We start from the raw sequence: 11,332 nt of genomic DNA, 5'->3' as shown, positions 1-11,332 counted from the left end.
TTCAACCGGCCCGACGCAGTAGCCAGAACCCGGCCACGGCGCAGATGGCCGTCGGCACCAGCACCGCAAACAGCGGCGAGAAACCGAACACCAGGCTCGACGGCCCGAGCAGATCCTGGGCAATGCGGAAGGTAAAGCCCACCAGCACGCCGGTAAATACCCGCTGGCCCAGGGTTACGGAGCGCAACGGCCCGAAGATGAAGGAGATCGCCATCAACACCAACGCGGCGGTTACCACCGGCTGCAGGACTTTCACCCAGAACGCCAGCCAGTAGCGGCCGTTGTTCAGGCCCTGGTCCTTGAGGTAATGGATGTAGCTCCACAACCCCGAGATTGGCAGCGCTTCGGGGACCATCACCACGGTGTTGAGCAGTTCCGGCTTCAGGGCGATATCCCACTGCTCGGTCGGTGCATTGACCACTTCGGTGCTGGCCTTGGTGCCCTGGCCCACATTGCGGAAGTAGGTGGTGGTGACGTCGCTCAGTTGCCATTGCTCGGCATTGTATTGCGCGCGCTTGGCGAAGCTGGAGGACAGCATGTGCCGCTCTTTATCGAAGGTATAGCGCGTGACACCGATCAACAGGCCGCCTGGCTGCACGGCGTTGATGTGGATGAACTCATCACCCTGGCGGTGCCACAGGCCGTGCTTGGCGCTTTGCGCATCGCCCGAGCCTTGGGCCAGGGCGCGATTGGCCTGGGCAGTGGCTTCGGCCGGGGGCGCTACGTATTCACCGATCAGCACGCTGCACGCCATCAGCAGCAGCATCGGCTTCATCACCGCCCAGACGATACGACCAATGGAAACGCCGGCGGCGCGCATGATGGTCAGCTCGCTGTTGCTGGCCAGGGTGCCCAGGCCGATCAGGCAACCGATCAGCGCCGCCATCGGCATCATGTCGTAGAGGCGGCGCGGCGCAGTCAGTGCCACGTAGCTCAGTACATCCGTGACCGTGTAGGTGTCGGTGACGTTGCCCACTTCATCAATGAAGGCGAACAGCAAGGCCAGGCCAAGAATGATGCCCAGTACCGCCAGGATGGCGATCAGTACGCTGCTGCCTATGTAGCGATCAAGCTTAGCCACGGGCCAACTCCTTCAGGCCACGACGGCTCTTCATTTTCAAACGGATAGGTTCCCAATAGAGCAGCCCCAGGCCGATCAACAGGAAAACCCCATGCACCCACCACAGGCCAAGGGCTGGCGGCAACTTGCCTTTCTCGAGGGAGCCACGGGCGGAAATCAGGATGGTCAGGTAGGCCATGTACAGCAGGATCGCCGGCAGCAGCTTGAGGAAACGCCCCTGGCGCGGGTTGACGCGCGACAGCGGCACGGCCATCAAGGTTACGATAAACACCAGCAGCGGCAAGGACAAACGCCATTGCAGCTCGGCAATGGAGCGCAGTTCCTGGCTGCCGAACAGCGATGCAGTCGGCAGTGCGTCGCGGTCGGTGACCTCGCCGCTGATCTCAGGCTTGGGCAGCATGACGCCATAAGTGTCGTACTTGATCGCCCGGTAGTCCGCCAGACCAGGGCTGCCGTCGTAGCGGTAGCCATTTTCCAGGATCAGGTAGCGGTTGCCGTCGGGGCGTATTTCCTGGCGCCCGCTATCGGCCACCAGAATAGTAATGCCACGGTCTTTCTGGTTCTGGCCGAGGTTTTTCTGGGAAATGAACACGCCACCGAGGTTGGAGCGGTCATCGGTCATGGTTTCGGTATAGGTGACCCGCGAACCGTCACTGAGCGCCTGGAAGCGCCCGGGCTCGAGGGTATCGAACTCGGTCATCGCATCCTGCTTGTTCAACAGCAGTTGGAACTGCATGGCGCCCTGGGGCGCCAGGCTCATGCTCAACCAGGCCACCACCAGGGCAACGCCGGCGGCCGGCACCATGGTCATGGCCAGCAAACGTTGCTGGCTCATGCCGGTGGCCGACAGCACGGTCATTTCACTCTCAAGGTACAAGCGGCCATAGGCCAGCAATATGCCGAGAAACAGGCCAAGGGGCAGGATCAGCTGCAGCATCCCGGGCATCCGGTAGCCCATGATCAAGAACAACGACCCCGGATCCAGGGCGCCTGCGGCGGCTTGAGCCAGGAACTTGACGAAACGACCACTCATGATGATGACCAGCAACACCGCACTCACGGCACTCAGGGTCAACAGGACTTCGCGGGACAGATAACGGAAGACGATCAAACCAGACACTCCAGGGTTGTCAGGCTAAGGCGGCCAAACAAGCAAGCATACCGAGACGACCCGTTTATCACGGATCGGCTAAAAAGATGGCGCATTATCCTGTGATTGACCGCGCCTGTCACGGAGCTTACTCATGCGCACGCACAAAGCGTGCGCCAAGGGTTGTCAGGCTCCGCCGGCGAGGTTCAAACTGCGGCCTTTGTCCGCTGGCGGTTTACCAAGCTGCCGAGCTTCAAGCCTGAGTACAAACTCCAGGCTCACAGACCTTGATAAGGGACCCGAACATGGAATTGGTTGTAAAAAGCGTTAGCCCCGAAACGTTGAAAACCGCCACCCTCGTGGTCGCTGTCGGCGAAGGCCGCACACTCGGCGTCGCCGCCAAGCAACTGGACGAACTGAGCGGCGGCGCGATCAGCGCGATCCTCAAGCGCGGCGACCTGGCCGGCAAAGTCGGCCAGAGCCTGCTGCTGCAGAGCCTGCCCAACCTCAAGGCCGAGCGCGTATTGCTGGTAGGCGTGGGCAAGGACGCCGAACTGGGCGACCGTCCATTGCGCAAGATCATCAGCGGCATCCTTACCACCCTCAAGGGCCTGGGCGGCAGCGATGCGGCACTGGCCCTCGACGAAATCGTGATCAAGGGCCGTGACAGCTACGGCAAGACCCGCCTGCTGGCCGAGTCGCTGCTGGACGGCGGCTATATTTTCGACCAGTTCAAGAGCCAGAAGGCCGAACCCCGCGCCCTGAAGAAAATCACCCTGCTGACCATCAAGGCTGCCCAGGCTGAAGTTCAGCGCGCCGTGACCCACGCCCAGGCCATCGCCAACGGCATGTCGTTCACCCGCGACCTGGGCAACCTGCCGCCGAACATCTGCCACCCGACATTCCTGGGCGAACAGGCCAAAGCATTGGGCAAAGAGTTCAAGGGCTTGAAGGTTGAAGTGCTGGATGAAAAGAAGATCAAGGACCTGGGCATGGGCTCGTTCTATGCCGTAGGCCAGGGCAGCGACCAGCCGCCACGCCTGATCGTGATGCAATACAACGGCGGCAAGAAATCCGAGAAGCCCTACGCCCTGGTGGGTAAAGGCATCACCTTCGACACCGGCGGCATCAGCCTCAAGCCGGGCGCGGGCATGGATGAGATGAAATACGACATGGGCGGCGCGGCCAGCGTGTTCGGTACCCTGCGTGCCGTGCTGGAACTCAAGCTGCCGATCAACCTGGTGTGCATCCTGGCCTGTGCCGAGAACATGCCGAGCGGCGGCGCGGCCCGCCCGGGCGATATCGTCACGACCATGAGCGGCCAGACCGTGGAAATCCTCAACACCGACGCCGAAGGCCGCCTGGTGCTGTGCGACGCCCTGACCTACGCCGAGCGCTTCAAGCCCCAGGCCGTGATCGACATCGCCACCCTGACCGGCGCGTGCATCGTTGCCTTGGGCTCCCACACTTCGGGACTGCTGGGCAACAACGACGAACTGATCGAGCAACTGCTCAGCGCCGGCAAGGCTGCCGACGACCGCGCCTGGCAACTGCCGCTGTTCGATGAGTACCAGGAACAACTGGACAGCCCGTTCGCCGACATCGCCAACATCGGTGGCCCGAAAGCCGGCACCATCACGGCGGCCTGCTTCCTGTCGCGCTTTGCCAAGAACTTCAACTGGGCCCACCTGGACATCGCCGGCACCGCCTGGACCAGCGGCGGCAAGGACAAGGGCGCAACCGGCCGTCCGGTGCCACTGTTGACCCAATACCTGCTGGATCGCGCCAAGGCCTGAAACTGAAGATGCCGGGGCGACCATCCCGCCGCCCCGGCCTCAGGAACCGCAATGACCCAAGTCGACTTCTATATATTGCCCAGCGCCGATCCCCTCGCGCGCCTGGACTTTGCCTGCAAGCTCACCGAAAAAGCCTGGCGCATGGGCCACCGCATCTACCTGCATTGCAGCGATGCCGCCCAACGCGATGAGCTGGATGCCCGCCTGTGGCGCTTCAAGGGCGAAAGCTTCGTGCCCCACGGCCCCGCCGAATCCGAACCTGAAAGCCTGGTAGTCCTGGGTGTGGGCGACAGTTGCGGCGATCACCATGACCTGCTGGTCAACCTGGACCTGAAAGTACCGGCCTTTGCCAAGGCTTTCGCCCGCGTGGCGGAAGTGGTGGTGGAAGACCCGGCTATTCGTCAGGCCGCGCGGGAGAGTTTCCGTTTCTATCGCGAACAGGGCTATTCTCTGCAGGATCACCGGCTACAACGACTTTAGAGCACACGATGGACACTCCCAACCCGCTGAAAAAAGACGACCACCTGCTGGACGACCTGGAGTCGATCCGTCAGTTGCTGGGTGATGACAACCTGCAACCGCCGCTGCTGACCGAAACGGCCGACGGCGAGGTACAGATCCCGCTGCTGTTCGACATGGTCAGCGGCAAGCCTGCCGCGCCGGAACCTGTGGTTGCAGAACCCGCTCCCGCCGCAGAAAAAGCCCCCGATGCCCTGCTCCTGCACCTGGACAATGAACTGCGCGCCGCCGCGCAATTGATCATGCAGGATGTGATTGACGACTTTGCGCCGCATATTGAAGCCGAGATCAAGCGTCGGATGGATGCGCGGATGGAGCGGTTGCTCAGCCAGTACCAGTCCTAAACGACACTGATATTTCCTGTGGGAGGGGGCTTGCTCCCGATAGCGTTGTATCAGCCGATGATTCGGTGGCTGACACTCAGCAATCGGGAGCAAGCCCCCTCCCACATTAGTTTTGCATCAGCCTTAAGTCCGTCTTCAACTCGCCCTCCTCGTCCTCCCCCGTTATACTTGCCGGCTTTCCTGAATAAATGCCAACTAGGGTCCCGCCGCGCATGGATAAGACCTACCAGCCCCACGCTATCGAAACTTCCTGGTACAACACCTGGGAGTCCGAGAACTATTTCGCCCCACAAGGTGCGGGCGACTCGTACACCATCATGATCCCGCCACCGAACGTCACTGGCAGCCTGCACATGGGCCATGGCTTCAACAATGCGATCATGGATGCGTTGATCCGTTTCCGCCGTATGCAGGGTCGCGACACCCTGTGGCAGCCGGGCACCGACCACGCTGGTATCGCCACGCAGATGCTGGTGGAACGCCAACTGGAAGCCACCGGCCAGAACCGTCACGACCTGGGCCGCGAGAAATTCCTGGAGAAAGTCTGGGAATGGAAAGATCAGTCCGGCGGCAATATCAGCCGTCAGATCCGTCGCCTGGGCTCCTCCGTGGATTGGAGCCGCGAGCGCTTCACCATGGACGACGGCCTGTCGGAAGCCGTGAAGGAAGCCTTCGTGCGCCTGCACGAAGACGGCCTGATCTACCGCGGCAAGCGCCTGGTCAACTGGGACACCAAGTTGCACACGGCCATTTCCGACCTCGAAGTGGAAAACCACGACGAGAAAGGCTTCCTGTGGAACCTCAAGTACCCACTGGCTGACGGCGCCCGGACCGCTGAGGGCAACGATTACCTGATCGTCGCCACCACTCGTCCGGAAACTATGCTCGGCGATGCCGCCGTCGCCGTTAACCCGAACGACGAGCGCTACCAGGCGCTGATCGGCAAGTTCGTCGAACTGCCACTGGTTGGCCGTCGCATCCCGATCATTGCGGACGACTATTGCGATCCTGAATTCGGCACCGGCTGCGTGAAAATCACCCCGGCCCACGATTTCAACGACTATGAAGTCGGCAAACGTCACAACCTGCCGCTGCTGAACATCTTCGACAAGAATGCCGCCGTATTGCCGGCCTGCCAGGTATTCAACCTGGACGGCTCGTTGAACGACAGCATCGACGGCAAGATTCCGGCCGAATATGCCGGCCTGGACCGTTTTGAAGCACGCAAGCAGATCGTTGCCGCCTTCGACGCCGCCGGCTTGCTGGTCAGCGTCGACGACCACGGCCTGAAAGTGCCGAAGGGCGACCGCTCCGGCACCGTGATCGAACCGTGGCTGACCGACCAATGGTACGTGTCCACCAAGCCGCTGGCCGAGCCTGCCATCGCCGCCGTGGAAGATGGCCGCATCCAGTTCGTGCCCAAGCAGTACGAAAACATGTACTTCTCATGGATGCGCGACATCCAGGATTGGTGCATCAGCCGTCAGCTGTGGTGGGGCCATCGTATTCCGGCCTGGTATGACGAGTCGGGCAAGGTCTATGTAGGCCGCGACGAAGCCGAAGTGCGTGCCAAGCACAACCTCGGCGCCGACATCGCGCTGCAACAGGACAACGACGTACTGGACACCTGGTTCAGCTCGGGCCTGTGGACGTTCTCCACCCTGGGTTGGCCGCAGCAGACCGAATTCCTGAAGAAATTCCACTCCACCGACGTGCTGGTCACCGGCTTCGATATCATTTTCTTCTGGGTTGCCCGGATGATCATGCTCACCATGCATTTGGTGAAAAACGAAGACGGCACCCCGCAGGTACCGTTCAAGACCGTGTACGTACACGGCCTGGTACGCGACGGCCAGGGCCAGAAGATGTCCAAGTCCAAGGGCAACGTCCTGGACCCGCTGGACATCATCGACGGCATCGACCTGGAAACCCTGGTACAGAAACGCACCTCGGGCCTGATGCAGCCAAAACTGGCGAAAAAGATCGAGAAGCAGACTCGCGACGAATTCGCCGACGGCATCGCCAGCTACGGCACCGACGCCCTGCGCTTCACCTTCTGCTCGCTGGCCTCTACCGGTCGCGACATCAAGTTCGACATGGGCCGCGTCGAAGGCTATCGCAACTTCTGCAACAAGATCTGGAACGCCGCGCGCTACGTGCTGGATAAAGGCGAAGACTGCGGCCAGAACGGCGAAGCCTATGAGTTGAGCCTGGCTGATCGCTGGATCATCTCGCAGTTGCAGCGCACCGAAGCCGAAGTGACCCGCCAGCTCGACCAGTTCCGTTTCGACCTGGCTGCACAGGCGCTGTACGAGTTCATCTGGAACCAATACTGCGACTGGTACCTGGAACTGTCCAAGCCGGTGCTGTGGGACGAAAACGCCCCGGTCGAACGCCAGCGCGGTACTCGCCGCACCCTGGTGCGCGTACTGGAAGTGGCATTGCGCCTGGCGCATCCGTTCATGCCGTTCATCACCGAAGAAATCTGGCAGCGCCTGGCGCCGCTGGCCGGTATCGAAGGCAAGACCATCATGCTGCAACCTTGGCCAGTGGCCAATGAAGCGCGCATCGATGAGGCCGCCGAAAGCGATATCGAATGGCTCAAGACCCTGATGCTCGGCACGCGCAACATCCGCGCCGAGATGAACATCGGGCCGGGCAAGCCATTGGCGGTGTTCGTCAAGAACGCCAGTGCCGAAGATCAGCGCCGTCTCGGCGAGAACGACGCGTTGCTCAAGAAGCTGGCCAAGCTGGAGTCGATCACCGTATTGGCTGCCGATGCCGAAGCGCCGCTGTCCGCCACTGCATTGGTGGGCGACATGGAAGTGCTGGTACCGATGGCCGGCCTGATCGACAAGGGCGCCGAACTGGCCCGCCTCGACAAGGAAATCGCCCGCCTGCAAGGCGAAGTGCAACGCGTGGGCGGTAAGCTGTCCAACGCGGCATTCGTCGACAAGGCGCCGGCGGAGGTGATCGAGAAAGAACGCGCCAAGTTGGCCGAAGCTGAACAGGCTTTGGGCAAACTGGCCGAGCAACATGCGCGGATTTCCAGCCTGTAAGGCTTGAGTCGCGTAAAGAAAGAGACCTTCGGGTCTCTTTTTTTTGCCTCTGTGGGAGGGGGCTTGCTCCCGATAGCGGTGTATCAGTCTCAATATTTTTGACTGTCACACCGCTATCGGGAGCAAGCCCCCTCCCACATTTGACCGGGTTGAGCTCAGGATGTGTGACAATGGCCGCCACTTTGAGCCAACACCAGAATCATCATGACCGCCCCCACTACGCCTAAACCTTCGCGCAAGAAGCCTAAATCCGCTACCCCGGCCAAGCCCGTGGTACCGCGCAAAGAGGCCACTCTGCACCCGCGCAACCGCCACACGGGCCGTTACGACTTCCCGGCGCTGATCAAGACCACGCCAGAACTGGCGAAATTCGTGATCATCAACCCCTATGGCAAGGAAAGCATCGACTTCGCCAGCCCGGACGCGGTGCGGGTGTTCAACCGGGCGTTGCTCAAGTCGTTCTATGGCATCCAGCATTGGGACATCCCGGCCGATTACCTGTGCCCGCCGGTACCGGGACGTGCCGACTATGTGCACTTCCTCGCCGACCTGCTGGCCAGCGTCAACGACGGCAAGATCCCGCGTGGCTCGATCGTCAAGGTGCTGGATATCGGCATGGGCGCCAACTGCGTCTACCCGCTGATTGGCTACATGGAGTACCGCTGGAACTTCCTGGGCTCGGAGGTCGACCCTATCGCCGTGAGCGCCGCCAAGGCCATCGTGCAGTCCAACGACCTGAGCAAGGTTATCCAGCTGCGCCAGCAGCCCAACCCCAAGCAGATCCTGCTGGGTTTGCTGGAACCCGGTGAGCGCTTTGACCTGACCATGTGCAACCCGCCGTTCCATGCATCCATGGATGAAGCCACCAAGGGCAGCGAGCGCAAGTGGCGCGCCCTGGGCAAGGCGGATCCGAAACGCAAGTTGCCGGTACTCAACTTTGGCGGCCAATCGGCTGAACTGTGGTGTGAAGGCGGCGAAGCACGCTTTGTGACGCAGTTGATCGCCGAGAGCGCGCATTTTGCCCACAAGGTGTTGTGGTTCAGCACCCTGGTGTCAAAAGCGTCCAACTTGCCTGCGATCGAAACCGCGCTGAAAAAAGCCGGCGTGCTGGAAAGCCAGGTGGTAGAGATGTCTCAGGGGCAGAAGCAAAGCCGGTTTGTGGCCTGGACGTTCCAGACCAAGAATGAGCAGCAGATCTGGCGCCAGCGCTGGGTGCGCGACTAACCTTTCATCACAATAAAACCGCAGGCAACAAAAAACCGTGCCCGGATCACTCCGGAGCACGGTTTTTTTTACTGCGTCTTACTTGTTAACAGCGTCGGTCAGGCCTTTAGCCACAACCAGCTTGATAACTTTCTTGGCAGCGATTTCGATGGCAGCGCCAGTCGAAGGGTTACGGCCAGTACGGGCAGGACGCTCGGTTACTTTCAGCTTGCCAATGCCTGGCAGAGTGATTTCGCCGCCATTTTCCAGCTGATCAGCAACGATCTGGCCCAGTTGGTCCAGAGCAGCGCGCGCGGTGGTTTTTGGCGCGTCGATAGCTTCAGCGATATCAGCGATCAGTTGGTCTTTAGTCAAAGCCATTGTGGTGTTCCTTCCCTATCAAATTCATATGGATTGCAGAGTGCAGTGTCAGCCGTCGAGCCCGACCGTCATGGCCTGGCATCCCCGGCTATAACCACGGAGATCGGGGTTATAGATGCTTGAAACGGGGATTGGTTCGACCTGACAAATGCTGAATGCACGCTTAACGCCGAGACTTGGCGTAAGACGGGGCAAAACTAGCACAGAGACGGGGAAATATCCGCCTCAACATACCCATTTGGTCAGCTTTATCGCTCTAAACCGTGAAAAAAAGGCATATGGGCAGTCGGAGGGCATCCAAAATGCCCTTCGGGGCACGTCACGGCCAATGGGTGCGGTACACTGGGCGACTTTTCGGGGAGGCCGCCCCCTCCCCCTTCAACCAGCCGAGAAGCCTATGCCGATCCGTCATTGCATCGTCCACCTGATCGACAAAAAACCCGACGGCACCCCCGCAGTGCTCCATGCCCGCGACTCCGAACTGTCCGAGTCGGCCGCCATCGAGAACATGCTTGCCGACCTCAACGAGAGCTACAACGCCAAACAAGGCAAGGCCTGGGGTTTCTTCCATGCCGAGTCCGGCGCGCATCCGTTCAGCGGCTGGTTGAAGGAATACTTTGACGGTGGCCAGGACTTCACCACCTTCAGCCGCACTGCGGTGGAACACCTGCAGAAGCTGATGGAGGAGTCCAACCTCTCCACCGGCGGCCATGTGCTGTTTGCCCATTACCAACAAGGCATGACCGACTACCTGGCCATCGCCCTGCTGCACCACAGCGAAGGCGTGGCAGTCACCGACGAGCTGGACGTGACGCCCTCGCGCCACCTGGATCTGGGCCAGTTGCACCTGGCGGCGCGCATCAACGTCTCCGAGTGGCAGAACAACAAGCAGTCCAAGCAATACATCTCCTTTATCAAGGGCAAGAACGGCAAGAAAGTCTCGGAGTACTTCCGCGACTTTATCGGTTGCCAGGAAGGCGTCGACGGCCCGGGCGAAACCCGCACCCTGCTCAAGGCGTTCAGTGACTTCGTTGAAAGCGAAGACCTGCCTGACGAATCCGCCCGCGAAAAGACCAAGACTCTGGTGGACTACGCCAGCAGCCAGGCCAAGCTCGGCGAACCCATGGGCCTGGAAGAACTCTCCGGCCTGATCGATGAAGATCGGCCAAAAGCGTTCTACGACCATATCCGCAACAAGGATTACGGCCTGTCGCCGGAGATTCCGGCCGACAAACGCACTCTCAACCAGTTCCGCCGCTTCACCGGGCGCGCCGAGGGCTTGTCCATCAGCTTTGAAGCGCACCTGCTGGGCGACAAGATCGAATACGACGAAGCCGCCGGCACCTTGATCATCAAGGGCCTGCCGACCCAACTGACCGATCAGCTCAAGCGCCGTAATTGATGCTGGGCGGGGTTTTAAAGAAAGTCCTGCTGGTGTTGCTGGTGGTAGTCGCGATCCAGAACTGGGGCAAGATCGAGCGGGTGTTCAACCCGTCCCAGGTGGTGCCGGAGCAGGTACGCGCCTCGGCGCGTGTGGTGCTCTATGCCACCGAGTGGTGTGGGTACTGCAAGCAGATCCGGCGTTTTCTGGACCAGAAGGGTATCCCGTACCAGGCCGTCGATATCGAGAAGGATGCCCAGGCGCGCAAGGCGTATGAAGCACTGGGCGGGGGTGGGATTCCGTTTGTGGATGTGAACGGGACTTTGATTCGCGACTACAACCCGGATGCGATCATGGCGGCGCTGAAGTAACCTGATTCCTGAAACACCGTGGATCAAATGTGGGAGGGGGCTTGCTCCCGATAGCAGTGTGCCAATCAATGAAAATGATGACTGATTCACCGCTATCGGGAGCAAGC

Annotated in this window: 10 protein-coding genes; 7 read left to right on the top strand and 3 right to left on the bottom strand. The window is 60.6% G+C overall.

The window, feature by feature from the left end; translation table 11 throughout:
- Position 1: 1 nt before the first annotated feature.
- Both lptG and lptF read right to left on the bottom strand, forming a co-directional pair.
- Positions 2 to 1,081, bottom strand: a complete 1,080-nt coding sequence (lptG, locus tag E4O97_RS08775) for an LPS export ABC transporter permease LptG (RefSeq protein ID WP_032877620.1) — start codon at positions 1,079 to 1,081, stop codon at positions 2 to 4.
- Positions 1,074 to 2,192: an LPS export ABC transporter permease LptF gene (gene lptF / locus E4O97_RS08770; RefSeq protein ID WP_032877621.1), complete on the bottom strand. Its 1,119-nt coding sequence runs from the start codon at positions 2,190 to 2,192 to the stop codon at positions 1,074 to 1,076. Before lptF ends, lptG begins: the two co-directional genes overlap by 8 nt.
- A 284-nt stretch (positions 2,193 to 2,476) precedes the next feature.
- Between lptF and E4O97_RS08765 the strand changes: the two genes are divergently transcribed.
- The 5 genes from E4O97_RS08765 to rlmF all read left to right on the top strand — a co-directional run bounded on the left by E4O97_RS08765 (position 2,477) and on the right by rlmF (position 9,113).
- Positions 2,477 to 3,967, top strand: a complete 1,491-nt coding sequence (locus E4O97_RS08765; protein ID WP_032877622.1) for a leucyl aminopeptidase — start codon at positions 2,477 to 2,479, stop codon at positions 3,965 to 3,967.
- Between the two features lie 51 nt (positions 3,968 to 4,018).
- The gene (locus tag E4O97_RS08760; RefSeq protein WP_005785137.1) at positions 4,019 to 4,447 is read left to right on the top strand and encodes a DNA polymerase III subunit chi; all 429 of its coding nucleotides are present in this window, start codon (positions 4,019 to 4,021) and stop codon (positions 4,445 to 4,447) included.
- Positions 4,448 to 4,455: 8 nt separating this feature from the next.
- Positions 4,456 to 4,830 (top strand): hypothetical protein, encoded by a 375-nt coding sequence (locus E4O97_RS08755; RefSeq protein WP_005785135.1) that lies wholly within the window; start codon positions 4,456 to 4,458, stop codon positions 4,828 to 4,830.
- A 212-nt stretch (positions 4,831 to 5,042) separates the two neighbouring features.
- Positions 5,043 to 7,889 (top strand): valine--tRNA ligase, encoded by a 2,847-nt coding sequence (locus tag E4O97_RS08750; protein ID WP_248091152.1) that lies wholly within the window; start codon positions 5,043 to 5,045, stop codon positions 7,887 to 7,889.
- A gap of 204 nt (positions 7,890 to 8,093) precedes the next feature.
- Positions 8,094 to 9,113, top strand: a complete 1,020-nt coding sequence (gene rlmF, locus E4O97_RS08745; RefSeq protein ID WP_005785132.1) for a 23S rRNA (adenine(1618)-N(6))-methyltransferase RlmF — start codon at positions 8,094 to 8,096, stop codon at positions 9,111 to 9,113.
- Between the two features lie 78 nt (positions 9,114 to 9,191).
- Here the strand turns inward: rlmF and E4O97_RS08740 are convergent, their stop codons facing one another.
- A complete protein-coding gene (locus E4O97_RS08740) occupies positions 9,192 to 9,473 on the bottom strand; it encodes an HU family DNA-binding protein (protein ID WP_005785131.1) in 282 nt (93 codons plus the stop codon).
- 397 nt (positions 9,474 to 9,870) lie between these two features.
- Here E4O97_RS08740 and yejK point away from each other — a divergent pair, with 397 nt between their 5' ends.
- Both yejK and E4O97_RS08730 read left to right on the top strand, forming a co-directional pair.
- Entirely contained in the window at positions 9,871 to 10,875 is a 1,005-nt protein-coding gene (yejK, locus tag E4O97_RS08735; protein ID WP_003171997.1) for a nucleoid-associated protein YejK, read from the top strand.
- Entirely contained in the window at positions 10,875 to 11,225 is a 351-nt protein-coding gene (locus E4O97_RS08730; protein ID WP_032877625.1) for a glutaredoxin family protein, read from the top strand. The genes yejK and E4O97_RS08730 overlap by 1 nt, the downstream gene beginning before the upstream one ends.
- Positions 11,226 to 11,332: the final 107 nt, after the last annotated feature.

This window comes from Pseudomonas sp. W15Feb34 (genome assembly GCF_023127765.1).
Classification (GTDB): Bacteria; Pseudomonadota; Gammaproteobacteria; order Pseudomonadales; family Pseudomonadaceae; genus Aquipseudomonas; species Aquipseudomonas synxantha_A.
This window is presented reverse-complemented; position numbering and strand designations above follow the sequence as displayed.

Bases quoted from the DNA above. Each gene is read 5' to 3' on its own strand.
- E4O97_RS08765 (WP_032877622.1), top strand. From the start codon at position 2,477: ATGGAATTGGTTGTAAAAAGCGTTAGCCCCGAAACGTTGAAAACCGCC.
- E4O97_RS08760 (WP_005785137.1), top strand. From the start codon at position 4,019: ATGACCCAAGTCGACTTCTATATATTGCCCAGCGCCGATCCCCTCGCG.
- E4O97_RS08755 (WP_005785135.1), top strand. From the start codon at position 4,456: ATGGACACTCCCAACCCGCTGAAAAAAGACGACCACCTGCTGGACGAC.
- E4O97_RS08750 (WP_248091152.1), top strand. From the start codon at position 5,043: ATGGATAAGACCTACCAGCCCCACGCTATCGAAACTTCCTGGTACAAC.
- rlmF (WP_005785132.1), top strand. From the start codon at position 8,094: ATGACCGCCCCCACTACGCCTAAACCTTCGCGCAAGAAGCCTAAATCC.
- E4O97_RS08740 (WP_005785131.1), bottom strand. From the start codon at position 9,473: ATGGCTTTGACTAAAGACCAACTGATCGCTGATATCGCTGAAGCTATC.
- yejK (WP_003171997.1), top strand. From the start codon at position 9,871: ATGCCGATCCGTCATTGCATCGTCCACCTGATCGACAAAAAACCCGAC.
- E4O97_RS08730 (WP_032877625.1), top strand. From the start codon at position 10,875: ATGCTGGGCGGGGTTTTAAAGAAAGTCCTGCTGGTGTTGCTGGTGGTA.